This window comes from Acidimicrobiales bacterium, from assembly GCA_035536915.1.
Lineage (GTDB): Bacteria > Actinomycetota > Acidimicrobiia > Acidimicrobiales > JAHWLA01 > JAHWLA01.
The window spans coordinates 1-24,737 of record DATLNE010000038.1 but is presented as its reverse complement, the minus strand read 5'-3'; the positions used below and the strand labels follow the sequence as shown (position 1 = coordinate 24,737).

Annotated in this window: 25 protein-coding genes; 3 read left to right on the top strand and 22 right to left on the bottom strand. The window is 70.4% G+C overall.

The genetic code is table 11. The annotated features are described in order from the left end of the window. Positions 1 to 27: 27 nt before the first annotated feature. From VM938_10575 to VM938_10510, 14 genes are read right to left on the bottom strand one after another with little or no spacing between them, the layout of a single operon-like run. The gene (locus tag VM938_10575; protein HVF75482.1) at positions 28 to 489 is read right to left on the bottom strand and encodes an HD domain-containing protein; all 462 of its coding nucleotides are present in this window, start codon (positions 487 to 489) and stop codon (positions 28 to 30) included. Continuing rightward, positions 489 to 1,178 (bottom strand): site-2 protease family protein, encoded by a 690-nt coding sequence (locus VM938_10570; protein ID HVF75481.1) that lies wholly within the window; start codon positions 1,176 to 1,178, stop codon positions 489 to 491. Before VM938_10570 ends, VM938_10575 begins: the two co-directional genes overlap by 1 nt. A gap of 10 nt (positions 1,179 to 1,188) precedes the next feature. After that, complete coding sequence (locus VM938_10565) at positions 1,189 to 1,533, bottom strand: TraR/DksA C4-type zinc finger protein (protein HVF75480.1); 345 nt, start codon at positions 1,531 to 1,533, stop codon at positions 1,189 to 1,191. A gap of 27 nt (positions 1,534 to 1,560) precedes the next feature. Next, positions 1,561 to 2,673, bottom strand: coding sequence for an alanine dehydrogenase (gene ald / locus VM938_10560; GenBank protein HVF75479.1), 1,113 nt, complete (start codon positions 2,671 to 2,673; stop codon positions 1,561 to 1,563). Beyond that, on the bottom strand, positions 2,670 to 3,251 hold the full coding sequence (locus VM938_10555) for an NUDIX hydrolase (protein HVF75478.1): 582 nt from the start codon (positions 3,249 to 3,251) through the stop codon (positions 2,670 to 2,672). Before VM938_10555 ends, ald begins: the two co-directional genes overlap by 4 nt. Continuing rightward, complete coding sequence (locus VM938_10550) at positions 3,226 to 4,875, bottom strand: CTP synthase (GenBank protein ID HVF75477.1); 1,650 nt, start codon at positions 4,873 to 4,875, stop codon at positions 3,226 to 3,228. Before VM938_10550 ends, VM938_10555 begins: the two co-directional genes overlap by 26 nt. Before the next feature lie 32 nt (positions 4,876 to 4,907). After that, the gene (locus VM938_10545; GenBank protein HVF75476.1) at positions 4,908 to 5,723 is read right to left on the bottom strand and encodes a hypothetical protein; all 816 of its coding nucleotides are present in this window, start codon (positions 5,721 to 5,723) and stop codon (positions 4,908 to 4,910) included. After that, a complete protein-coding gene (locus VM938_10540; protein HVF75475.1) occupies positions 5,720 to 8,128 on the bottom strand; it encodes a glycosyltransferase in 2,409 nt (802 codons plus the stop codon). Before VM938_10540 ends, VM938_10545 begins: the two co-directional genes overlap by 4 nt. After that, a complete protein-coding gene (locus tag VM938_10535) occupies positions 8,125 to 9,060 on the bottom strand; it encodes a copper transporter (protein HVF75474.1) in 936 nt (311 codons plus the stop codon). The genes VM938_10540 and VM938_10535 overlap by 4 nt, the downstream gene beginning before the upstream one ends. A gap of 4 nt (positions 9,061 to 9,064) precedes the next feature. Next, positions 9,065 to 10,237 (bottom strand): putative cytokinetic ring protein SteA, encoded by a 1,173-nt coding sequence (gene steA / locus VM938_10530; GenBank protein HVF75473.1) that lies wholly within the window; start codon positions 10,235 to 10,237, stop codon positions 9,065 to 9,067. Further along, positions 10,237 to 11,937 (bottom strand): AAA family ATPase, encoded by a 1,701-nt coding sequence (locus VM938_10525; protein ID HVF75472.1) that lies wholly within the window; start codon positions 11,935 to 11,937, stop codon positions 10,237 to 10,239. Before VM938_10525 ends, steA begins: the two co-directional genes overlap by 1 nt. Then, entirely contained in the window at positions 11,937 to 12,776 is an 840-nt protein-coding gene (locus VM938_10520; GenBank protein ID HVF75471.1) for an NAD(+)/NADH kinase, read from the bottom strand. The genes VM938_10525 and VM938_10520 overlap by 1 nt, the downstream gene beginning before the upstream one ends. After that, on the bottom strand, positions 12,776 to 13,549 hold the full coding sequence (locus VM938_10515) for a TlyA family RNA methyltransferase (protein HVF75470.1): 774 nt from the start codon (positions 13,547 to 13,549) through the stop codon (positions 12,776 to 12,778). The genes VM938_10520 and VM938_10515 overlap by 1 nt, the downstream gene beginning before the upstream one ends. Further along, entirely contained in the window at positions 13,546 to 13,980 is a 435-nt protein-coding gene (locus VM938_10510; protein HVF75469.1) for a hypothetical protein, read from the bottom strand. The genes VM938_10515 and VM938_10510 overlap by 4 nt, the downstream gene beginning before the upstream one ends. Before the next feature lie 66 nt (positions 13,981 to 14,046). On the opposite strand from VM938_10510, the gene VM938_10505 reads away from it, so the two are divergent. Then, positions 14,047 to 14,841 (top strand): rhomboid family intramembrane serine protease, encoded by a 795-nt coding sequence (locus VM938_10505; protein ID HVF75468.1) that lies wholly within the window; start codon positions 14,047 to 14,049, stop codon positions 14,839 to 14,841. Here the strand turns inward: VM938_10505 and VM938_10500 are convergent. Then, the gene (locus VM938_10500; protein HVF75467.1) at positions 14,815 to 15,549 is read right to left on the bottom strand and encodes an HAD-IIA family hydrolase; all 735 of its coding nucleotides are present in this window, start codon (positions 15,547 to 15,549) and stop codon (positions 14,815 to 14,817) included. The genes VM938_10505 and VM938_10500 overlap by 27 nt on opposite strands. A gap of 38 nt (positions 15,550 to 15,587) precedes the next feature. On the opposite strand from VM938_10500, the gene VM938_10495 reads away from it, so the two are divergent. Together VM938_10495 and VM938_10490 are read left to right on the top strand one after the other, a co-directional pair. Further along, positions 15,588 to 16,778: a DUF1015 domain-containing protein gene (locus VM938_10495; protein ID HVF75466.1), complete on the top strand. Its 1,191-nt coding sequence runs from the start codon at positions 15,588 to 15,590 to the stop codon at positions 16,776 to 16,778. 122 nt (positions 16,779 to 16,900) lie between these two features. Then, complete coding sequence (locus VM938_10490; protein ID HVF75465.1) at positions 16,901 to 17,464, top strand: hypothetical protein; 564 nt, start codon at positions 16,901 to 16,903, stop codon at positions 17,462 to 17,464. Between the two features lie 61 nt (positions 17,465 to 17,525). Here the strand turns inward: VM938_10490 and VM938_10485 are convergent, their stop codons facing one another. From VM938_10485 to VM938_10455, 7 genes are all read right to left on the bottom strand, one after another. Next, positions 17,526 to 18,245, bottom strand: coding sequence for an ABC transporter ATP-binding protein (locus VM938_10485; protein HVF75464.1), 720 nt, complete (start codon positions 18,243 to 18,245; stop codon positions 17,526 to 17,528). Further along, a complete protein-coding gene (locus tag VM938_10480) occupies positions 18,245 to 19,021 on the bottom strand; it encodes an ABC transporter ATP-binding protein (protein ID HVF75463.1) in 777 nt (258 codons plus the stop codon). Before VM938_10480 ends, VM938_10485 begins: the two co-directional genes overlap by 1 nt. Beyond that, on the bottom strand, positions 19,008 to 20,054 hold the full coding sequence (locus tag VM938_10475; protein ID HVF75462.1) for a branched-chain amino acid ABC transporter permease: 1,047 nt from the start codon (positions 20,052 to 20,054) through the stop codon (positions 19,008 to 19,010). Before VM938_10475 ends, VM938_10480 begins: the two co-directional genes overlap by 14 nt. Beyond that, positions 20,054 to 20,938: a branched-chain amino acid ABC transporter permease gene (locus VM938_10470; protein ID HVF75461.1), complete on the bottom strand. Its 885-nt coding sequence runs from the start codon at positions 20,936 to 20,938 to the stop codon at positions 20,054 to 20,056. Before VM938_10470 ends, VM938_10475 begins: the two co-directional genes overlap by 1 nt. Before the next feature lie 13 nt (positions 20,939 to 20,951). Then, complete coding sequence (locus VM938_10465; protein ID HVF75460.1) at positions 20,952 to 22,400, bottom strand: ABC transporter substrate-binding protein; 1,449 nt, start codon at positions 22,398 to 22,400, stop codon at positions 20,952 to 20,954. Further along, entirely contained in the window at positions 22,401 to 23,621 is a 1,221-nt protein-coding gene (locus tag VM938_10460; GenBank protein ID HVF75459.1) for a hypothetical protein, read from the bottom strand. 156 nt (positions 23,622 to 23,777) lie between these two features. Continuing rightward, positions 23,778 to 24,686, bottom strand: a complete 909-nt coding sequence (locus VM938_10455; protein ID HVF75458.1) for a 2-oxoacid:ferredoxin oxidoreductase subunit beta — start codon at positions 24,684 to 24,686, stop codon at positions 23,778 to 23,780. Between the last annotated feature and the right edge of the window lie 51 nt (positions 24,687 to 24,737).

The window sequence follows — 24,737 nt, the reverse complement described above, 5'->3', positions numbered from 1 at the left end:
GTTTTACGGCGCGATTCCTACGCAACTTCAGTCGTCGTCGGCCGCTTTGAGGGCGTCGGCCAGGTGTCGGGGCACGGTCCAACGTTCCGGCGGACGATGGTGGTCGCCCGCCCACGACACCGTGAGCGGGTCGCTGCCCGCGGCGCGCAACAGCTCGGCGCCGATCTCCGGATGGCGGCGGTACTGGGCCAGGCGGGGCGTGCGGGGGCCGACGACGGTGGCCACGACCCGGGCGAACGTGCCCAGCCCCGACTCCACCTTGCCCACGTCGTGCAGGAGGGCGGCGGCCAGCACCGGGTCGGTCGCCCGCTCGCCCAAGGCCGCCTCCACCCGCCGGGCCACGCCTACGGCATGGCGCCGGTCGGCGCCGCTCATGCGCCGCCACAACGCCATCTCACCCTCACCGAGCACGCTGGCCACCCACGCCTCGGCCTCGGTCGGCGGCCCACCCGGCACCAGCGACCCGAAGAACCGCTTGGCCAGGTGCATTACAACAGGCGTTGCCACAGTTCGATGGCCGGGTCGAAGAGGCGGTCGAGCGGGAACACGAACACGACCAGCAGCAACAACCCCATGGAGTACTGGCGGAAGCGTAGGTAGCTCTCCCAGTACCGCATGGGCAGCACCCGTTCCACCACCGCCGAGCCGTCGAGGGGCGGGATGGGCAGCAGGTTGAACACCGCCAGCACCACGTTGACCGTGCCGAACAGGTAGACGAACAGCGTCAGCCGGTCGGGGTCGAAGACGTTCACGTCGAGCGAGCGGAACACGGCCGCCGCCACCAGGGCCAAGGCGATGTTCACGGCGGGCCCGGCCAGGCTCACCAACAGCCCGTGGTTGCGCGGATCGCGCATGCGCCGAGGATTCACCGGCACCGGCTTGGCGTACCCGAAGGCCGCGGCGCCGCCGCTGGCGATGGCGAGCATGGCGGGCAGGATCAGCGTGCCGAAGGGGTCGACGTGGGCTACCGGGTTCAGCGTGAGGCGCCCCGCCTGCTTGGCGGTGTCGTCGCCGAAGGCCAAGGCGACGGCGCCGTGCGACACCTCGTGGAGGATGATTGACGGGATCAAAGCCGCCAGGATCAGGGCGGTGTCTTCGGAGACCACGCCGCCGCGCACCAGCACGATCGCCCCGAGGACAAGGATGCCGCCGAGGACGAGCCGCTGTTGGCGGTTCACGCGGCGGAGATCAGCGCCGTGCGGAGGCGCAGTCGATGCAGAAACGGGCCGCAGGCATCGCTTCCAGCCGCGCCGGGTTGATGCGGTCGCCGCATCCCTCGCACACGCCGTAATCGCCGGTGTCGAGCTTGGCCAATGCCGTCTCGACGTCGGTCAACGTCTCCCGCAGGCTGTTGGCCAGCGCCTCGGCCTCGCCCCGCTCGGCCGTGACCTGGCTGGAGTCGGCGAAGTTGGCGTCGTATTCAAGCCGGCCACTCGAGTCGCCGAAGCCCAGCTCGGCAAGCTGGCGCTGCAGATCGTCGCGCTCCTGCTCGAGTTGGGCGCGCGCTTCGACAGATGCTGCGTCGTTGGCCATGGGCGACAGCGTACCCGCCCACTCCCGTCAGCTGCCCAGCGCCCCTGCCGGGTCGGCGAACGCCTGGCCCAGCGCCTCGGCCACAGCCGGGTTCGTGACCCGCCCTCCGACGGTGGTGACGCCCAGCCGCAACGCCGGGTCGCGCTCGATGGCCCCCCGCACCCCATGCTCGGCCACCTCCAGGACGTACGGCAGGGTGGCGTTGGTGAGGGCGTAGGTGCTGGTGTGGGGCACGGCGCCGGGCACGTTGCCCACGGCGTAGTGGATGACGTCGTGCACCTCGTACACCGGGTCGTCGTGGGTCGTCTCACGGGTGGTCTCGATGCAGCCGCCTTGGTCGACGGCCACGTCGACGATGACTGCGCCCCGCTTCATGCCCCGCACCATGTCGTCGGTGACCACCATGGGCGCCCGCCCGCCGGGCACGAGGACGGCGCCGATCACCAGGTCGGCCTCGGCCACCGCCCGCTCCACCGCGCCCCGGTTGGAGGCCAGGGTCATGATGCGGCCCTTGTGGATCTGGTCGACGAAGCGCAGCCGGTCGAGGTTCTTGTCGAGCAGGATGACCTCGGCCTCCATGCCCTGGGCGATCCACGCCGAGTTCCATCCCACGTTGCCTGCGCCGAGCACCACCACCCGCGCCGGTCGCACGCCGGGCGCCCCGCCCAGCAGCACGCCCCGCCCGCCGTTCTCCCGCTCCAGGTAGTGGGCGCCGATCTGGGTGGCCATGCGCCCCGCCACCTCGCTCATGGGCGCCAACAGCGGGAGCGCGCCCGATTCGAGTTGCACGGTCTCGTAGGCCAACGCCGTGGCCTTGCGTTCCAACAAGGCGGTGGCCACCGACGGATAGGCGGCCAGGTGCAGGTAGGTGAACAGCACCGTCTCGGGGCGCAGGTAGTCGAACTCGGCGGCCTGCGGCTCCTTGACCTTGACCACCATGTCGGCGCCCCAGACGTCGTCGAGGCTCACCATCTCGGCGCCCGCGCCCACGAAGTCGGCGTCGAGGATCGACGAGCCCGCGCCGGCGTCGCGCTGCACGAGGACCCGGTGGCCGTGGGCCACCAACTCCCGCACCCCGTCAGGCGTCATGGCGACGCGGTGCTCGCCGGTCTTCACCTCAGCCGGGACGCCGACGATCATGTGCCCCCCTCGCTACTGGTCCGTGAATCCGGCGTCGCAGCGCCGGATTCACGGACTAGAACGAGTGAGAGGCCGATGATCGTCTTGGCGTCGGTGATCTCGCCCCGGGCGACCATGGCAGGCACGTCGGCCAACGCCACCCGCTCGACCGTCATGTGCTGCTCCTCGATCCCCTGCAAGTCGTTGGCGCACTCGGTGAGGTCACGGCCAAGGAATACCCACGAGTGCTCGTCGCAGAAGCCCGGTGAGTTGTAGAACTCGGCCAGCAGCTCCAGCCGCCCCGCCTTCATGCCGACCTCCTCGACCAGCTCGCGGGCGGCGGTCTCCTCGGGCGGCTCACCGTCCACGTCGCGTTTGCCCGCCGGAATCTCCAGCAGGTCGGCCTCGATGGCGGCCCGGTACTGGCGCACCAGGATCACCGTGCCGTCGTCGAGCAACGGCACCACCGACACGGCGCCGGGATGGTGCACCACGTCGCGCTCGAACTCGCCGTCGGGCCCGGCGAAGGTCGCGGTGGCGACGCTGATCAGCGAGCCACGGAAGCGCTCGCGCTCAGAGAGCTTGCGGAACGGCGTCAAGGTCGATGAGCCGCGGCGAACGGCCTTCGGCACGGGCCACGGCGGCACCCATGAGCTCGAGGAACAAGGCATGGGGTCGATCGGGGCGGCTCTTGAACTCGGGGTGGGCCTGCGTGCCGATCCAGCACGGGTGACCCGGCAGCTCGATGAACTCGACCAAGCGGTCGTCGGGCGACGTGCCCGAGCAGACCAGCCCGGCGTCCTCCAGCCGCTTGCGGTGGCGGGGGTTGACCTCGTAGCGGTGGCGGTGGCGCTCGTACACCAGGGTGTCGCCGTAGGCGGCGGCGACCTGCGAACCCGCCCGCAGCCGGGCCGGGTACGACCCCAGCCGCATGGTGCCGCCCATCTCCACCACCTCGCGCTGCTCGTCCATGAGGTCGATGACGAGATACGGCGAGCGGCTGTCGAACTCCCGGGAGTTGGCCGCTGTCAGCCCGACCACCGAACGGGCGTACTCGATGACCATGACCTGCAACCCCAGGCACAGGCCGAGGCAGGGGATCTCGTGCTCCCGGGCGTAGCCCGCAGCGGCGATCTTGCCCTCGATCCCCCGCTCGCCGAAGCCGCCGGGGATGACGATGCCGTCGAGCTCGCGCAGGCGCCCGTCGGCCAGCAGGCCCTCGACCTCTTCGGCCTGGATCCAGTCGATCTCCACCCGCACGCCGTGGGCGAAGCCCGCATGGCGCAACGACTCCACCACCGACAGGTAGGCGTCGGGCAGGTTCACGTACTTGCCGATGAGGCCGATGCGCACGGGGGTGGTGGCGGCCTCCACTCGGTCGACCAGCGCCTCCCACTGCCGCAGGTCGGGTGCACCCGCGTCCTCCAGGCGCAGCAGCTCGCAGACCCGGTCGTCGAGCCCTTCGTAGTGCAGCACCAAGGGGATCTCGTAGATGTTGCGGGCGTCGACCGCGCTGACCACGGCGTTGGTGGGCACGTCGCACAACAGGCTGATCTTGCGCTTGAGCCCTTCGGAGATGGGCTTGTCGCTGCGGCACACGATCACGTCGGGCTGGATGCCGCGGCTGCGCAACTCGGTGACCGAGTGCTGCGTCGGCTTGGTCTTCTGCTCGCCGCTGGGCCCGATGTAGGGCACCAGGGTGAGGTGGATGTAGCAGACGTTGTCGCGGCCCACGTCCTTGCGGAACTGCCGGATGGCTTCGAGGAACGGGAGGATCTCGATGTCGCCGACGGTGCCACCCACCTCGGTGATGACCACGTCGACGTCGTCGGTGGCCAGCCGGGTGATGCGTTCCTTGATCTCGTTGGTGACATGGGGGATGACCTGCACGGTCTTGCCCAGGAAGTCGCCCTTGCGCTCTTTGGCGATGACCGACTGGTAGATCGACCCCGTGGTGGCGTTGGAGTCGCGGTGCAGGTTCTCGTCGATGAACCGTTCGTAGTGGCCGAGGTCGAGGTCGGTCTCGCCGCCGTCTTCGGTGACGAACACCTCGCCGTGCTCGAACGGGTTCATGGTGCCGGGGTCGACGTTGATGTACGGGTCGAGCTTCTGCATGGTGACGCGCAGGCCTCGGGACTTGAGGAGCCGACCGAGGGAGGAGGCCGTCAGTCCCTTGCCCAGGGAACTGGCGACGCCGCCCGTCACGAAGATGTGTTTCGCCACGGGCCCCCACGGTACCGCGGCGGCCCGTGACCTCAGTGGATTCGGCCGAGCCGGTCCAAGAACCGGAGCGGCGGCACGGCGCCGATCACCCGGCTGAACGACACCACCTCGCTCACCAGGTTCAGCGCCGCCACCACCACGAGCACGGTGGTGCGGGTCGACGGCGCGCAGGCGGCCACCACGCCGAGGCCGAGCACGCCACCCAGGACGTTGGCCCCGGTGTCGCCCAGCATGAGCCGCTCGTGCAGGTCGTCGAGCAGGATGGCCGCCGTGGCGCCCACCACCACGGCCACGCCGGTCAGCGCCGGGTCGCCCGCAACGGCCACGGCCAACCCCACGAAGCAGGCCGCGCCTAGCTTGCCCGCCCGGCCAGGCCCCCGGTCGAAGAGGTTGCCGAGGTTGGCGGCCAGCGCCACCAACGCCCCGTCGAGCAGGATGCGCCCCACCGCAGGGCCCGACAACGGCGCCACCGCGATCAAGGCCACCGCCACGCCGCCGAGCAGCTTGGTGCCGCCCATCGTCAACTGCCCGCGGAACAGCGACCCCAGGTGCCCACGGAACCCCCGCGCCTCGTCGACGCCGAGCAGGTCGTCGAGCAGCCCGAGCAGGCCCATGCTCACGGCCACCACCACCGTCGCCACCCGGGTCACGGTGATGGCGTCGAACAGCACCCGCCCGGCTTCCACGGCCAGGAGCGCCAGCGGCAGCACCACGCCTGCGGCGGTGGGCACCACGTGGCCGCGGTAGTTCTCCCGCAACAGCTCGCGCACCCCGAAGGTGGGCCGCAGCAACAACCACACCAAGCGCCCGGCCAGGAAGCCCACGACGGCGGCCACGAAGACGGTCACGACGCCGCCTCCACCAGCAGCGGCCCCAGGTAGACGAACATCACGGCCGTCACCGCCACCCCCGAGTCGTTGACCACGTTGCCCAGGACACCAACTGCCAGGATGGCGACTGCGGCGATGCGCAGCGCGGACCCTCGCGGCAGCCATCCCTGGTACGCCCGCAGCACGACCAGCTTTCCGAGCAGGTACACGGTGCCCACCGGCACGAACCACGTCCACGGCGAGCGGTAGGTGCGCAGGCTGGCCGACGTGCGCCGCTCGACCGTCCGCCAGAACACGCCCACCCCTTGCTCGCGCACGTCGGCCACCAGCCGGCCCAGATGGGTCGGCGTGTCGCGCAGGTAGTCGAGCCACGCCACGAGGCCGAGCACCACGACGGTGGCCGCACCGGCGACGCCCACCGACCGAGCCGACAGCCGCCGCCCGGCCAAGGCCACCAACGCCAACCCGAAGACAGGCACCATGGTGAGGATGCCGCCCACGTCGGCGCCCAACGTGGGCGCGCCGTCGGTCAACGCCACCAGGCCGAACACGCAGCCCGCGGTCACCAGCGCCTCTCGATGCCGGGGTGCGTGGTGCACGTGCAAGCACACGGCGAGCACGGCTGCCGTGGTGAGCACGGCGAACGCCGCGTTGCCCAAGCCGGTGAACCGCCCCGCGGTGTGCAGCGAGTAGCCGAACAGGCTCGACGTCTGGAGGCGGGCACCGGTCCACACGTCGACCAGCACCAAGGCGACGGTCGCGCCCCCGATCCACGCCAGCGGCGCCAGGCGATGCCGGCGCGCCCGCAGCGCCAACCACACCACGGCAGCGTCGAGAGCGACCATCACGGCCACGCCGGCATTGCCCAAGGCGGCGCCGTCGGGCACGGCCCGGAACAGGAAGGTGGCCAACGGCCACGCCGCCACCCCGAGCACCACCCAACGCAGCATCCGATGGCGACGGCCGAGGATCGCCAGCGCGTAGGCGAGCACCTGGATGGTGATGAACCCCACGTTGACCGGCAGCCACAGCCGCTCACGGAAAGCGGCGTCACGGTCGAGCTCGCGCAGGTACGCCGCCGAGACGTCGCCGGGCCGGTACCGCAAGGGCTGCCCCACCATGCCCGGTGGCACGGCCACGCCCAAGGCGTCGAGCACGGTGGGCGCCACATCGGTCAGCGTGACCACGCCCACCCGCCGGGTCGACTGCGAATGCAGGTAACCGGCGTGCACGCCCGGTCCCGACGCCGTCAGCGGGACCAGCCGCCACTCCTCGGTCGGCGGCCGCACGGCGAAGGTCAGCACCAAGGTGTCGGCCCGACGCACGTCGACCGGCGCCCCTTGGTCGACCAGCACCACGTCGGCTGTGGCCAATGCTTCGTCCACCGACGCCGCCGTCGGCGCCGACGCGCCGAAGGCCGCCTGCGCCGCCGGTTCGCCCACCACAACGGCCCGCTTGCCCGCGGCCCGCAAGGCGTCGCCTAGCCGGTTGGGCACAGGCCGGCCGTCGAGGTCGACCCGCTCCCCCGCCCCCAAGGTGGCGTAGCCCTCCTCGGCCGAGGGGATGTCGGAGCGGGTGCGCACGTTCATGGCCGCCATGGCCGGCGCTGGATGGTCCCAGTCCAAGACCGGCGCGCCCACCAACAGCACCTTCGACGGCCTCGCCGATGCAGCCACGCTCGCGGGTTCCTCGCGCGACCCCAGCCACAGCGCCAGCGCGGCCAGCAGGGCGAACACGACGACGATTCCCGTCATGCGCTGCGCTGCGGTGGTGAGCCGAGGCCACAAGGCCCGGACCACGTCGGCACCTTGCCGAGCCCGATGGCGGAAACCGCTCACGCTGCGGCCCGTGTGGCGATGGTCCATGGCCACGTCGACCTCTTCGACCACGGCACCGGCGCGCACGGCGTCGACGGTCAGGCCCACCTCCAAGCCGAACCGGTCGGCCAAGGGCAGCAACGAGCGCAGCAGGTCGCCTCGCACCGCCCGCTGCCCCGACAGCGGCGCCCGGGCCGAGAACCCACACGCCCGCCGGATGCCCGCCGCCGCCAACGCCCGCACGCGTCCGAAGCCGCCCCGCCGCCCGGCCGCGGGCAGCACCCCGATCGTCATGTCGGCCCGGCCCGCCAGCACCGGGGCCAGCAAGGCGTCGGCCAGAGCAGCCGTCCCGGCCACGTCGGCGTCGATCAGCAGATAGACGTCGGCATCGGGCGCCGCCAGCACGCCGGCCGACACCGCCCCGCCCTTTCCCACGTTCTGCGCCAGCCGCACCACCCGCGCCCCGACGGCCGCGTCGGCCGTGCTGTCACGGGAACCGTCGTCGACCACCACCACCTCGTCGACCAAAGGCCGCAAGGCGGCGACGGTGTCCCCTACCGAATCGGCACGGTCCTTGGCCGGGACCACGGCGACGACACCGCTCACCCAACAGGCTCCGGCACGAGTCGCGATGCGCGCGGCCCCACGCCGAAGTGGCCCACCTTGCCTTCAGGGCCGAGGTCGGCGATGGCCAGGATGGCGGCCACCCGTCCTCGATAGCTCTCCAGGTTGTCGACGGTGGACAGCCGCTTGTTGGCCTCTTCGTCGGCCCGCAACGGCCCCACGAACAGCCCGCGCTCGGGCGGCTGCTCCTCCGTCCCCGGCTTCTCCGACTCGGCCGCCAAGACCCGCAGCGGCGCTTGGCGGGCCAAAGCAGCGGCGAACGGACGGGCCAGTTGCTCGTCGGGCACCTCGGCCTTGTGACCCCCGACCACGACGAAGCGGGTGCCGGGCAACGGCACCGATACCAAGGGGACAGTCGAACCCGCCTGCGTCTCGATCTGCACGAACCCGCTCTCCCGCAACTCGGTCAGCGAACCCACGCCCCCGCCGCGCGCCCACTCGGCGGCCAAGCGGTCGATGAGGTTGCGCCGCACCAAGTCGGCTGACGCAGGCGACACGCTCATGACCTCCGACAGTGTCTGCACGTGGCCGGGCTGGTCGAGCCGCAGCTTCGAGGTCAGCCACACCGTGGCTTGCAGGCGCCCGCCCGCGGCCACGATCGACTGGCGCAGCCGTTCGACAGGCTGGCGGTCGATCCCCTGCACCGCCACCACCAGCACGTCACGTCCGGCCAGCCGGCCGTCGACGAGCTCGTCGCCCGCTTCGTCGGCGAACTTGTCCCATCGGGCCACCTCTTGGGCCAACCGGTCGTTCTCGGCGTTGGTGCGGGCGGCGCGGCTGCCGACGTCGCGCACCTGGCGTTCGAGGTAGTCGACGGTGGCCTGGTCGACCACGGTGGCGCCCACGGCGATGCCGATGCCGAGGGCGAGGAAGATCCCGATGAGGGAGACGAGGTGGAACCTGAAGCTGACCATCGGCTCAGTGGGTGGCAGCCCGCCACAGGTCCTGCACGACCAGCCACAGGCTGCTCAGGTACACGCGGGGCACGAGGGTGACGAACACGACCACGAAGCAGAGCATGGCGGCCAGGAGGAAGTACGTCAGGTCGCGCTTGCGCACCCGGCTCTTGTAGAGGCGGCTCACGCCCTTGGCGTCCACCAGGATGGGGCCGACCTTGAGCCGCACGAGGAACGTCGAGGCCATGCCGTGGCGCCCCTTGTCGAGGAACTCGACCATGGACGCATGCGTGCCTACCGCCACGATGAGCTCGGCGCCCATCTCGTAGGCCAGCAACATGGCGATGTCCTCGCTGGTGCCGGGCGCCTCCAGCAGCTCGTAGCCGACCTCCATCTCCTCGAGCCGCTTGGCGCCCGGCGCCTCGCCGCCCGAGTAGGCGTGCACCACGTGCTGGGCGCCCACCCGTAGGGCCCGGTCGCTGACCGAGTCGAAGTCGCCGATGATCAGCTCGGGCACGAGGCCCACTTCGAGCAGGGCGTCGGCCCCGCCGTCGACGCCGACCAGGACCGGGCGCATCTCCCGCACGTAGCTGCGCAGGTGGGCCAGGTCCTCCTTGTAGTCGAAGCCCCGCACCACCACCAGCACGTGACGGCCGCGCATCTGTGTGCGCAGCTTGGGGATGGGCAGCGGGTCGAGCACCAAGTGCTTCTCCTGGCGCAGGTACTCCAGGGTGTTCTCGGCGAAGCGGCCTAACTCTGTGCCGACCCGGTTCTTGGCCGCCTCGAACTCTTCTTCGAGCGACTGCAGCGTGTGGCGGGCGCCCCGGCCGACGATGGCCCCGTCGACCCACACCTCGTCGCCTTCGATGCGGACGGGCCGGCCCTCGGCGACGAGGTCGAGCACGTGCGAACCCACGTTGTCGACAAAGGGGATGCGGGCTGCCGCCAACAACAGCGGCCCCACGTTCGGGTAACGCCCCGACATCGACACCGCCGCGTTGATCACGCCCGCAGGACGGGCTTCGATGATCGCTTCGGCGGCCACCCGGTCGAGGTCTTCGTGGTCGATGACGGCGATGTCGCCGGGTTGCAGCCGCTTCACCAAGTTCTTGGTGCGACGGTCGACGCGGGCGATGCCGGTGGTGACCTCGACGGCGGCCTCGGGGGCTACCGCCGGAGCGCGGCGGGCGAACATCACCGGCGTCGCTCCCGCGCTGCGCCCGCCAAGAGTTCGGCGGCGTGCTCACGGGCCGACTCGCTCTCGGGCATGCCCGACAGCATGCGCGACAGTTCGGCCACCCGCGCCTCGGAGTCGAGCACGGCGGCCGAGGCCACCGTGCGGCCGTCGGTCTCGTCTTTGCGCACCGCGACGTGCCGGTCGGCGAAGGCGGCTACCTGGGGCAGGTGGGTCACGACCAGGACCTGGAGGCCGCGCAAACAGGGGCTTTGGGTGCGCGCAAGGTTTCGTTCCGGCGGCGCGCCGCCGCCGAAACCCGAGGCTCTGCTGTCGGAGCGTGCGCCTGACGGCGCACGCTCGGGCAACGGATCGGCCAGTGCGGCGAGGCTGCGGCCCACAGCGAGGGCGGCGGCGCCGCCGATGCCCGCGTCGACCTCGTCGAACACCACGGTGGGCGCACCGCCCGCCGCCGCGTCGCGCAAGGCCAAGCGGCACGCCAGCATCGAGCGGGCCAACTCGCCGCCGGAGGCGACTTTGCTCAACGGCAGTGCGGGTTCTCCCGGGTTGGCCCCGAGCAGGAACGTCACGGCGTCGTCGACCACCACCTCGAAGCGGGCCTTGGGCATGGCCAGTTCCCGCAGGTGTTCTTCGACGGCGGCGGCCAACTTGGGCGCGGCGGCGCCACGAGCAGCCCACACCGCCTCTTCAAGGCGGGTGGCCTCGGCCAGGGCGACGGCCCGCTCGGCATCGAGGGCGGCGGCGCGCTGGTCGTGCGATTCCAGTTCGGCCAGGCGGGTACGGGCTTCGTCGCCGAAGGCCAGCACCTCGTCCAAGGTGGCGCCGTACTTGCGCTGCAACTGGTGCAGCAGCTCTCGCCGCGTGCGGATAGCCGCCAACCGTTCCGGGTTGTCCTCCAAGTCGTCGGCCGCCGCCCGCAGGTCGGCCGCCACCTCGGCCACATCCGCGGCCAACGACCGCAGCCGGGTCTCCAACTCGGCCAGCGGCGCCCGCCCGCTCACGGCGCCCAAGGCCACGCCCACGCCGTCGCTCACGCCGCCGTCGTCGGTCAACGCCGCGTAGGCGGCGGCGGCCGCTTCTCGATGGGCGGTGGCGTCGGCCAACCGGTCCTCTTCCTCGGAGAGGCGGGTGTCTTCGTCGGCGTCGGCCACCGCCGCACTGTCGATCTCGTCGACCTGGAAGCGCAACAGGTCGATCTCGCGAGTCCGAGCCCGTTCGTCGCCGCCGAGCTCGGCCAACTGGGCGTCGACAGTCCGCACCCGCGCCCGGGCTTCGTCGAAGGGCCGCAGGTCGATGCCCCCGAAGGCGTCGAGGGCGGCGCGCTGGGCCACGCCCGACAACAACGACTGGTGGGCGTGCTGGCCGTGCAGGTCGACCAAGGCGGCGCCCCGCTCCCCCAACGCGGCGACCGGCACCATGCGCCCATCGATGTACGCCCGCGACCGCCCCGACGCAGGAACCGCCCGGGCCAGCACCACCTCGTCGTCGCCGGTGACGAAGCGGCCTTCCACCCAGGCTTCGGCCGCGCCGGGTCGCACCAGGACCGGGTCCGCGCGTCCCCCCAACAACAGCTCGATGGCTTCGACGAGGAGCGTCTTGCCCGCTCCGGTCTCTCCGGTAAGCGCGGTCATGCCCGCTTCGAACAACAGGTGCACGTCGGCGATGACGCCGAGGTCGCGCACGCGCAGTTCGCTCAGCATCAGCGGTCCGCCAGGCTGAACTTCGCTTTGAGGATCTGGTGGAAGTCGCGCCCGTCGAGGGTGACGAAACGGGCGTCGTGGCGACCTGCCCGGCACACCATGGTGTCGCCCGGCGCCAGCTCGCCGAACGGCCGGCCGTCGACCACCAACGCCGCGGGGCGGCCTTCCAGCACCTCGAGGCGGACCTCTTCGCTGTCGTCGAGCACCAGGCTGCGGTCGAACAGGGTGTGGGGCGACACCGGCGTCACCACCAGGCCCCGCAACCGGGGCGAGACGATGGGGCCACGGGCCGAGAAGTTGTACGCCGTCGAGCCCGTGGGGGTCGACACGATCAGCCCGTCGGCCGCCGTGGTCAGGAAGGGGCCGTCGTTAATCGACATGGCCAGGCGCACGGTGTGGCCCGACAGCGTCTTTTCCAGCACGGCCTCGTTGAGGGCCATGCGGGCCACGCCGCCCACCTCGACCTCCAAGGTCATGCGGGGCTCGACGGTGTAGTCGCCTGCGAAGAAGCGCTTGAGCGCCTCGTACAGGCCTGCGGGCTCGACGGCGGTGAGGTAGCCGAGCTGGCCGACGTTGACGCCGAGCACGGGCACGTCGGCCGCGCACACCAAGTCGACGGTGCGCAGCATGGTGCCGTCGCCGCCGAGGGCCACGGCGAGGTCGGTGCCCTCACCGACCGACGCGGCGGGCACGGCCCAGTCTTCGAGGCCGCTGGCCGCGGCGTCGTCGTCGGGCACCCGCACGTCGTGGCCCCACTCACCCAGCCACTCGATGGCCTGGCGCGCCAAGTCGGCCGCCTCGGGCCGAAGCTGGTGCGGGACGAGGGCGACGACGGCCATCAGGCTTGCTCCACCACAGCCGCGAGGTCGACCGACGTGCTCGACGACTCGGCGGCGCGGAACCAGGCCAGGAACTCGACGTTGCCGTCGGCCCCCCTGAGGGGCGACACCATGGCCTCCATCATTGCCGCTCCGGCCTGTGCCATGGCGGCACGCACGCCTTCGAGCGACTGCAGCCACAGGCCCGGGTCGCGGATGACGCCCCGGCCGCGTGAGGCGTCCTGGCGCCCCACCTCGAACTGGGGCTTCACCAGCACCACGACGTCGGCCGTCGGCCAGGACGCCAGTGTCGGTGCCACGGTGCGCAACGAGATGAACGACAGGTCGGCCACCACGATGTCGAACGGGTCGGGGTCGGCGAAGGCGCGGATGTTGGTGCGTTCCTTGACGACCACCCGCGGGTCGGCCCGCAACCGTTCGTGGATCTGGCCGTAGCCCACGTCGACGGCCACCACTTGGCGGGCGCCGCGCTGCAACAGGCAGTCGGTGAAGCCCCCCGTGGAGGCGCCCGCGTCGAGGCCGCGTCGGTCGGTGACGTCGATGGCGAACCGCTGCAAGGCGGCGTCCAGCTTCTCGCCGCCCCGGCCGACGAAACGCGGCGGGTCGCCCACCAGTTCGACGGGGTCGCCGGGGGCGACCTGCCGGGCTGCCTTGTCGGCCACGGCGCCGCCGACGAGGACCCGTCCGGCGGCGATCGCCTCCTGCGCCTGCTCGCGGCTGGGAGCCAGGCCCCGCCGCACGAGCTCGGCGTCGAGGCGCCTGCGCGTGCTCAGCCCTTGGCGGCCTTCTTGGCAGGGGCGGCCTTCTTGGCCGTCGCCTTCTTCGGCGCCGCAGCGGCGGCCTTCTTGGGCGCAGCCGCAGCCTTCTTGGCGGCAGACGGTGCCGGCGTCGAGGCGGCGGGGCCGGTGGTGGGCTTGGCCGTCAGCTTGGCCAGGCGCTGCTCGATGCGCTCGATGTCGGCCTTGGTGGCCAGGCCCATCGCGGAGAGCTGGTCGGAGATCTCCTTGCGCATGCGGTCGACCAGCGCCTCGGTGTTGCGGCGGCTGCGGTCGACCAGCTCTTCGATCCGCTCCTGTGCTTGGTCGCGGTTGATATCCCCCGCCTTGACGAGATCGTTGACGATCCCCTCGGCGCGTTTGCGGCTCATGTTCGTGAAGGCGATGCCGGCGTCGAGGTACCGCTTCAACATGTCGTTCTGGGCCATGGGCACGCACCCTACTTACCGGTCACTTCGTGTGACCAGCCGCAGCGCCGGGCATAGCCTTCCGCCGTGATCCCCCTGAAGGACGAGAACCCGACGCGCACGACGCCGATCGTGACGCTGCTGCTGATGGCAGCGTGCATCGCCGTGTACTTCTTGGTGCAGCCCACGGGCCAGACCTCGTTCGTCGATGCCGACGCCCAGGACGCCCAGGTGCGCGAGGCGCGGTTCCTGTTGGAGAACGCGGCGATCCCCAACGAGATCACATCGGGCAACCCGCTCGACGACGCCGAGGTGGAAGGCACCTTCGAGGTGCCGAGCGACGTGCTGTGCGAGCCGGGCGGTTCCGACGCGTGCTACCCCGACAAGAGCGTGTGGTTGTCGGTGCTGTACTCGATGTTCCTGCACGGGGGCCTGCTCCACCTCGCCGGGAACATGCTGTTCCTCTGGGTCTTCGGCAACAACATCGAGGACCGGCGCGGGCGGGTCACCTACATCGTCTTCTACGTGCTGGCGGGCATCGCCGCCACCTTCGCCCAGGTGGCCATCGACCCCGACAGCACCATCCCCATGATCGGCGCGTCGGGCGCCATCGCCGGGGTGATGGGCGCGTACCTCGTGCTCTATCCCAATGTGCGCATCCGCACCTTGATCCTGCTCGGGTTCATCCTGTTGTTCCGCGACATCTCGGCCAAGTGGCTGCTGGCGCTGTGGTTCATCAGCCAGTTCTTCATCGGTCCCAACTCCGGCGTGGCCGCCATGGCCCACATCGGCGGATTCGTGTTCGGCCTGGTGGCGGGCCTGGTGTGGCGCCTGGCCTCTCGCGGCGACTCCGACTCAGGCCACCAGGTCAGCTACGCCTGACGCCACCTCGTCGGGCTCGGGCACTACGGGCAGGTCGTCGGCCGACGTCACCCCGCTGAGCACGAGGGCGAACCGGGCGCCGAGGCGGCGGGCGAACAGGCCGTCGGTCGAGGGCCGATCACCGACCATGACGTCGACGGCACCGACCCGCTCGGCGACCAGCGCGGCCATGGGCTCGTGCGGCTTGCCCGCCACAACTGGCACGACGCCGCCGGCCGTCGCCACCGCAGCAAGCAACGCCCCGCCGCCCGGCAACTCGCCCTCGGGCGTGGGGTAGGTGGCGTCCTCATTGGTGCCGATCAAGCGGGCGCCGCCGTGGATCGCCGCGGTGGCGGCCGCCAGCCGGTCGAAGTCGAAGTCTCGGTGCCAGCCCACCACCACGGCATCGGCGTTGCCGTGGCGCACCACCCGCACCCCTCGTTCGGCCAGCGCCTCTTCCACCCCCGGCCCGGCGCACAACAGCGCGGTGGTGCCCGGTTCCAGCAGCCGGGCCGCCGCTTGGGCCGAGGTGACCACGTCGGTGGCGGCGGTCGGGATGCCCATGCGGCCGAGCTTGTCGACGTAGTGGTCGACGGTCGGCGAGGAGTTGTTGGTGAGGAACACGACCCGCTCGCCACGGCGGCGCAAACGGTCGACGGCCTCGGCCGCGCCGGGGATCGGGGTATCGGCCAACCACACCACGCCGTCGAGGTCGAGCGCCCACGTCATGGTGCGATCCTGCCTCACGCTCTGCTACGCAGTTGCACGTGCCCCGCTTCGAACCTTTCCCCGGCATCCGCTACGCGGCCGAAGACGGCTATGTCGACGCCGTCGTGGCCCCGCCCTACGACGTCATCGACGAGGAGGAGCGGACGCGCCTGGTCGAGCGCAGCGAGTACAACGCCGTGCGCGTCGAGCTCCCCCGCGAGGAAGGCGACGGCCGCAACCGCTACGAGGTGGCACGCGACCTGTTCCGGGCCTGGCTCGACGAAGGGGCGCTGACCCAGGACGACCCCTCGTTCTACGTCTACCGCATGGGCTTCCACGACGAAGCAGGCCGCCCCCGCCAGACGGCGGGCATCCTCGGGGCCCTCGAACTGTCGCAGCCGGGCGAGGGCGGCATCCTCCCCCACGAGCGCACCACGCCCAAGGACAAGGCCGACCGCTTGGAGATCCTGCGCACTACGCAGGTGAACCTCTCCCCCATCTGGGGCCTCTCGCCCGCTGAAGGCCTCTCGGCCCTGTGCGACGTGGCCGGGCCGCCGCTGGCCCGGGCCACCGACGACGAAGGCGTGCACCACCGCCTCTGGCGGGTCACCCAGCCCGGCGTCGTCGAGGCCATCAGCTCGGCCGTGGCCTCGGCGCCCATCATCGTGGCCGACGGCCACCACCGCTTCGAGGTGGGCAACGCCTACCGGGGCGAACAGGGCCGGCCCGGGCCGTGGGGGTCGATCCTGGCCTACGTGGTCGAGCTGGCCGAGGAGCAGTTGGAGGTTCGGGCCATCCACCGGTTGCTCACCGGGCTGCCCGACGGCTTCGACCTGCTCGGCGCCCTGGCGCCGCACTTCGAGGTGTTCGAAGCGGGCAAGGCCGACGACACCCTGCTCACACGCATGCAGGACGCGGGGTCGCTGGCGTTGGTCACCACCGACGGCGCCTGGTTCCTGCGCCCCACCGAGGCCACCGTCGTGGCCGCAGGCCACGACCTCGACTCCAGCCGCCTCGACGTGGCGATCGCCTCGCTGCCCGCCTCGACATCGGTGAAGTTCCAGCACGGCGTCGACAACATCCTGCGTGCCGTCGACCGCGGCGACGCCCAGGCGGGCGTGCTGCTGCGGCCGGCGACGGTGCAGCAGATCGCCGAAATCGGCCACGGCGGCGATCGAATGCCGCCCAAGACGACGTTCTTCAACCCCAAGCCGCGCACCGGCATGGTCTTCCGCCCCGTCTGGGAGTAACTGCGGCCCCCACCCCGCCGAAGTTGCCCCGAAAACGTTGCGGAAACCGCAACGTTTTGCCCGCAACTTCGGCCGCGTTGCGCTAGCCCTTACCCATGGGTAACCATGGGGCCATGCAGACCGTGGCCGATCGCCCGGAAGTGTCCATGAGCGCGCCGGCACCCTCGCGGGCCGCCGAAGTCGTCGACGCCGTACGCCGCCGATGGGCGGGCATGGCGGGCCGCCTCGGCCTCGGCCTCTCCGTCCTTGGGTTCATCGTCATCTTCCTGGGCTGGAACGGCTCAGCCAGCGTGAACCGCGAGCCCGCGCAGATCCCCTACCTGCTCTCGGCCGGCGCCGTGGGCATTGGGCTGCTGGTCCTGGGCGCCGCCATGCTGGTGGCGGAGAGCAACCGCCGTGACCGGGCCGTGCTGGAACGCCAGCTCGTCGAGCTCAACGCCGCCGTGGCCCGCCTGGCCGCGGCCACCTCGGCGGTGGCAGGCAACGGGCACTCGCCGGCTCCGGCCGTCGCCACCGGCGGGCGCCGTCGGCGCGAGCAGGCAACCGCGCAGCTGGTGGTGGCCGGGCGCTCGTCGTTCCACGACCCTTCCTGCCACCTGATCGAAGGTCGCACCGACGGCGTTTCCATGGCCAAGGAAGATGCCGTCGCCGAAGGTCTGTCACCCTGCCGGGTCTGCAACCCCTAGCTTTCGCGCCCCCGCGCACACCCGCCGCAGAGTGGCACCGCGGCGTGCGCCGACCGACGGGCTACGCCGGAGCGCCCAGGTAGGTCTCGCGCAGGCGGGCGGAATCGCGGATCTCGTCGCCCAAGCCCTCATAGACCAGTTCGCCCTTCTCCATGATCAGGGCCCGGTCGGCATGGCGCAGGGCGCCGATGTTCTGCTCCACCAGGATCACCGTGACCCCGGCGTCGTTGATTTTGTCGACCACCGAGAACACGGTCTTGGCCAGCAGCGGCGACAGCCCCAACGACGCCTCGTCGATGATCAGCAAGCGAGGGTCCGACATCATGCCCCGGCCGATGGCCAGCATCTGCTGCTCGCCGCCCGACATCGACCCGGCCATCTGGTCCTTGCGTTCCTCCAGCCGAGGGAAGTACTCGAAGACCCGCTCCAGGGTTTCCTCGATGCCCGCCTTGTCGGTCTTGCGCCGCACCCACGCCCCCAGGCGCAGGTTCTGCATCACGGTGAGGGCGGGGAACGTGCGCCGGCCCTCGGGCACCATCACCACGCCCCGCTTCACCAGGTCGGCAGGCGACTGCCCGGTGATCTCCTCGCCGTCGAACGTGATGCGACCGCCCCACGGTGTGTACAACCCCACCAGGTTGGCGACGGTCGTGGTCTTGCCTGCGCCGTTGAGGCCGAGCAGGACCGCCGTCTCCCCTTCGTTGACCGAAAACGTCACCCCCTGCAACACGGGCAGGGAGCCGTAGCCGCCCCGCAGGTCCTCGACTTCGAGCAGCGCCATCAGGCGACCTCCTCGGCTTCCTCGCCGAGGTAGGCGACGATGACCTCGGGATGGCTGCGCACCGCCTCGGGCTTGCCCTCGGCCAGCAGTTGCCCGAAGTTCAAGCAGTAGACGTAGTCGCACACCGCGACCACCAGCGGCACGTGGTGCTCGATCATCAGCACCGTCAGGCCCAACTCCTTTCGCAGCCGCAGCAGCACGTCGCCGAAAGCGTGCGACTCCTCCGGGCCCATGCCCGAGGTGGGCTCGTCGAGCATGAGGATCTCGGGGTCGGTGGCCAGCACGGCAGCCATCTCGACATTCTTCATCGTGCCGTAGGGCAGGCCCGCTACTCGATGTTCGGCCAGGTGAGCCAAGCCCACGAGGTCGAGGATCTCCATGCCCCGCCGGTGAAACTCCCGCTCGGAGGCCCAGGTGGCGGGCACGCCGAGCATGCCCGCGGTGGCGCCGTAGTCGATCTTGGTGTGCTGGGCGGTGATGACGTTCTCGAGCACGGTGGCGCCCTTGACCAACCCGACCTGTTGGAAGGTGCGCCCCATGCCCATGGCGGCCCGCTCGTGGATGGCCACCTCGGTGACGTCTTGGCCCAAGAACCGCACCCGGCCTTCGTTGGGCCGGTAGAACCCGGTGACGCAGTTGAACAAGGTGGTCTTGCCCGCCCCGTTCGGCCCGATCAGCCCGACGATCTCCAGTTCCTGCGCCTTGACCGAGACGTTGCCCAGGGCCTGGAGGCCACCGAAGCGGATCGAGATGTCGTCGACCTCAAGGACGGCCACTGACACCCTCCTGTACGAATTCCTCGTGATGGGCTCGCAACGGGCCGCCTCGCAGCCAGGACGTGAGGGGCTTGATCTGCTGGCCCACGCCGCCCGGGTAGAGCACGAGGGTCACCACCAGCAAGGCCGGGCCGACAGCCAGCAGCCAGAACGACCACTTGATGCCGAACTCGTCGCTGATGTAGATCGGCAGCAGGTCGAAGAAGACGGCGAACACGATGATCCCGGCGGGCGAGCGCAGGCCGCCGACCACGGTGAGCAGGACGATGAACAAGGCAAGTTGGAAGCTCAGGCCCTGCGAGTCGATGCGGCTGTTGCGGAAGGCGAAGAGGGCGCCCGCCAGTCCCACGAAGGCGCCTGACAGCACGAAGGCGAGCAACTTGTAGCGGGCCACGGGGATGCCGTAGGAGGCTGCCACCTGCTCGTTCTCCCGGATGGCACTCACCGCCCGGCCCGCCTTGCTGCGCACGAACCGCCAGTTCACGTAGAGCACCAAGGCGAGCATCACCAGGGTGAAGTAGTAGAAGGCACGGTCGCTGGCGAGGAAGCTCGGACGGGGGGCCTCGACGCCCGCGCCGCTCCCGAAGATCCTGAGGTTGAACAGCGTCTCCTGGGCCATGCGGCCGTAGGCGAGGGTGACCAGCGCCAGGTACAGGCCCCGCACCCGCAGCGCCACCACGCCCATCAGCAGCGAGGCCACGGCGCCGGTGACGATGCCCGCCACCACGCCCATGAAGAACGGCTGGCCGAGGACGGCGACCACATAGGCCGACACGAAGGCCCCCACGCCGAGGAAGCCTTGGTGGCCCAGCGAGATCTGGCCTGCGTAGCCGATGAGGACGTTGAGCGACAGCGCGGCGATGGTCAGGACCACGGCGTGTGACCAGCGCTGCGAGTGGAAGTCGGCCAGTGCCAAGGGCCACCCCAGCACGAGCGCGGCGATCGCAGCCCATACGACCAGCCGGGGGATCCAACGGGCGAACGAACGCGTGTCCGCCACTGGTTCGTCGTAGGCGATGTCGGCGACGGCCATCAGGCCTCCTTCCCGAGCAGGCCGGTGGGACGGAAGGCCAGGACGCCCAGGAGGAGGGCGAACACCGCCAGCTCGCCGGGAGCGGGCACGTTGTCGGCCACCCACTGGACTTCGGTCAGGTAGGCAGCACTGAACGCCTGCACCTGCCCCAGGACGATGGAGCCGAGGATGGCACCGGGCATGCTGGTCATGCCCCCCACCACGGCGGCCACGAAGGCGAAGGCCAGGAACTCGGCCGTCATGAACCCCGGGGTGAACGGCTGGAGCGCGGCGGTGATGACGCCGGCCAGGCCGCCGACGAAACCGGCCAGCGCCCACACCAGCGCGGACATGCGGCGGGTGCCGATGCCGACCAGGTCGGTGGCCACCGGCTCCTGGGAGGCGGCCAGCACGGCGAGCCCGAGGTTGGTCTTGAAGAACAGGTAGAGGCCGACGGCCACCACGACCAAGGCCGCCACCAGCAGGAGCTGTTGCCACTTCACGGCGACGGCCCATGTCTGGAAGGCGTTGCCCGCCTTCAGCGACGGGTACGTGCGGAGGCTGGCATCACCGATTGCCAATTGGAGCGCGACCGAACCACCGGTGATGGCTGCGGTGGCGACCAAGAGCGTCACCTTCGGCGCGTGGAACAAGGGCTGGACCACCAAGCGCTCGGTGAGCAGGCCCATCAGCACGCCGACCACCACGCCGAAGAGCATGGCCACAGGCACCGGCAGGCGGAAGGACAGCAGGTAGGACGCGAAGGCAGCGATGGTGCCGAACTCGCCTTGGGCGAAGTTGAACACCTTGCTGCCCTTGTACACGAGCACCATGCCGAGGGCCAGCAGGGCGAAGGGGGCGCCGCTGATCAGGCCGATCAGTACCGTCGACAGAAACTTGTCCATTACGAGCGGCCGCTCAGTACTTCAGGAACGTTGTCGGGGTTGTGTACTTGCCGCCTTGCGGATAGTTGCCCAAACCGTCCGCGCTACCGGTGCACGACGCCTCGAGCACGTGGGTCTCGTTGGCGCCGAAGTGGTTCGTCGGCGAGAAGTTGAGCACCGGGCTCAAGCCCGTGGCCAACCCCTTGGTGTTCTCCGCGGTTGTGACGAACTTTGCCCTGGTCAGCTCGGGCCCCACCTTGTCCAGTATCTGGACCATGCCCTTGGTCGTACCCCACAGGGCGACCCAGATGTCGTCCCACTTGGTTGTGTTCCCAATTGCGGCCTTGAACTCAGGGTCCATGGCCGGGGCCTTGTCGGTGTTGGGGAACGGGGAGAAGAAGCGCGCCCCTGTGAAGTTGCGGCCTGCGGCTCGGCACCCGTTCTTGGCCACCTCGTTGATGCCCATGGTCACGCCGATGCCCGCCCACTGCGGTGTGCAGGTCATCTGGCCGATGAGGAACAGCCAGTTCGACGGTGCCATCAACGGGAGGGCGACCTGGACCCCCTTGGTGCACAGCTCCCGGGCCGCTGCATTCAGGTCGCCTTGCGAGGGCACACGAGGCAGGCGGAGCGTCTGGGCACCGGGGAAGGCGTCCTTCCACGCCGAGACGGCGTCACCGAAGTTGGGGGTGTCGGAGTACACCATGAAGGCCTTGGAGGGGTCGCTCGCCTTTGTCGGGAAGGTCTCCTTCATGTACTTGACCACGTACGGCATCTGGGCCTTGTAACTCATGGAGATGGCGAAGTAGTTCTTGAGCGTGGTGAGGCCCTTTTCGGTCACGCCGGCCGAGAGGTAGGGCACGCCCGCGCTGGCCGCCCATCGGGCACACGCCTGGATCTGGTCGGTGCCCGCCGCGCCGATGAGGAGGAAGGCGTTCTTGCCCTTCACCATCTCTGTGCAGCGCTGGGTGGCGATGGCGGGCTGGTACTGGTCGTCCTCGATGACGATCTCCAGTTGCCGGCCGTGGACGCCACCCTTGGCGTTGTAGTGATTCTTCACGAAGGTGACGGCGTCCTGGAAGCTGCTGGGCAGCGGAGCCGCTCCCGTGATGGGGGCGTGGACGCCGATCGTGATTGTGTTGCCCCACACCTTGGTGGTGGGGGCGGCGCTCCCGCCCACCGTGGTCGCCGTGGTCCCGCCGCGGGAGGACGTGGGCGTCTTGCCGCCGAGGACGGCCTGCGCCTCCTCGCTGTCGGCGTCGGCCAGGATGGCCTTGCCCTGCGCGTCGAAGCCGACGACGACCTTGCCGTCCTCGGTCGTCTCACCGACCTCAAGCCCGGCGGCGGCATCGTCGCCCCCGCCGGACCCACCCCCACCACCGCTGGCCAAGTTGCTGACGTTGGCCTTCTGGCCGCAGGCGGCCGTGACGAGGGACAAGGCGGCCATCAGGGCCAACATCGGGAGCATTCGCTTGCGCGTCATCTACGAGGTCCTTGAGTGCGGGTCGGCGCCGCCGTAGGCGGCCTGACGTTGAGCGAGCACCCGGCTGACACCGCCGGCGCGGGCGGGAACCGGGTCGCCGGTGGGGCCAAGGGCAGTGCCTGCGCCCCAGAAGGCGAGGGCTATGAGGGGCAGGAGCAGCAGCACCATCCAGGGGAACGCAGGCTCGGCGCCGATGAGCCGGGTCCCACGTCCGTTGGAGCCGACAGCGACTTCGGGCGCTGCGGCGGCGGCGGGTGCTGCTACTGCCGTCTCGTCGGAGAGCGGAGCGCTGCCTTCGTCGGTGGGGATGACGTCGATGTTCGCCACCGGCTCGAGGGTGCCCCCGCCGTCGGCGATGTCCTCGAAGAGGTCGCCGCCATCGTCGATGTTGCCGAAGTCGTCTTCTTCGCTCGCCGGGGTGAACTCGAAGCTCACCACGGGCGCTGTCGGGCTGGTTGTCGTGCAGTTGACCGGCACTGGCGCACTGCAGCCAGACGAGTTGGTCGGGACGTCGTAGTAGCCCGAGAAGGTGAGCTGGAAGGGCTGGAGGTCGGTGCGCTTGGCGGGCGTGCCAGGCCGGACGACGAAGCCGAAGCCCGTCCCGTCCAACCAGGTCTGGGCAAAGGAGGTCACGTCGAAGCGGATTGTGCGCCCCGTCGTCTGCAGCGTGCCGTTGGGATTCGTGGGGGCCACGCACTGGCCGCCGGCGGGCGGCCGCGTCGGCCAGGCATTGGCGCCGGGGTCGGAGCCCCAGCCCTCCAGGACGTTGCACGCCTGGATGGGTGGCAACGTCTCGGTGCCTGTGTAGGTGTCGCCCCGGTTGCGGTTGCCGTTGTTCTCGGCCAGCGTGAGGTGGACCACGAAGCGCTCGGCCGTCGCCTCCTGGTACTCCAGGAGGTCCCACTGGAAGGCGGCCCAGGCGGTGTCGCCCCCGTTGGCTTCGTCGCTGGCATCGCCACCGGAGCTGGCGACGACGTAGTGCCCGGTCGACTCCGAACGGGGCGAAGGCGAGTCGCCGGGGCTGACGGCGCCACAGCCTGTTGTAGTTGTCTGCCCCGCGATTGTGCAGACTGTGGTTGTGTTGCCGGCGTTGGGGTCGACCTGGGCGTCCTCGTCCTTGAACCGGTCGTACCAACCCTCGTAGGCGATGTCAGGATCGACGCTGTCGGCGCTCGCTCCGGTGCCGGTGAACACAAGCGCGGCGGACAAGATCGATGCCATCCCGCCGAATATGAGCAGCAGCTTTCTGCGGCGCACGTTCCCTCGATCCGAATGGCCTGGCGCTCCCCTGGGGGCCGCGCAGTTGCGTTTATCGAATGTACTCGGCTTGGTTACCGATCGGTAGTCAGGCGACCCGGGCCGCTCCCGCGAGGAGTGTCAGTCGACCTGCCAGCTGGCGCCGGAGGCCAGCAACGTGGCCAGGTCGCCGGGGCCGCGGCGCTGCTGGGCGTCGAGGAGCTGCTGCTGGAGCATGCTCCCGTAGTCGGGGCGCTCGACGGCTCGGAACACGCCGATGGGCGTCGGCTCGTACGGCCCGTGCGACAGGCGGCTGAGCATGAAGGCCAGCCCGGGGTCGGGGCGGGCCTCGTCGTGCACGAGGATGGCGTCCTCTCCCACGTCGGCCACATCGGCGATCTCGGCGTGGCCTTGGCCGTCGAGCACCACGCACTTCTCACCGTTGGCACCGAAGCGCACCGGCTTGCCGTGCTCCAACGGGATCAGCATGGCGGACCGGTTGTCCTTGGCCGTGATCTGTTCGAACGCTCCGTCGTTGAACACGTTGCAGTTCTGGAAGATCTCGACGAAGGCGGCGCCTGTGTGGGCATGGGCCCGGCGGAACATCTCCATCATGTGCTTGCGGTCGAGGTCGTGGGTGCGGGCCACGAAGGTGGCCTCGGCGCCCAGCGCCAGCGAGATGGGGTTGAACGGGTGGTCGACCGAGCCGAACGGCGTCGACTTGGTGACCTTGCCCGCCTCCGACGTCGGCGAGTACTGGCCCTTGGTCAGCCCGTAGATCTGGTTGTTGAACATCAGGATCGTCAGGTCGATGTTGCGGCGCAGGGCGTGGATCAGGTGGTTGCCGCCGATGGACAGGGCGTCGCCGTCCCCGGTCACGACCCAGACGTCGAGGTCCGGCCGCGACACCGCGAGGCCCGTGGCGATGGCCGGCGCGCGGCCGTGGATGGTGTGGAAGCCGTAGGTGTTCATGTAGTACGGGAAGCGGCTCGAGCAACCGATACCGGAGACGAACACCGTCTCCTCCCGCTTGACACCGAGTTCCGGCATAAGCATCTGGACCGCGGTCAGTACCGAATAGTCCCCACACCCGGGGCACCA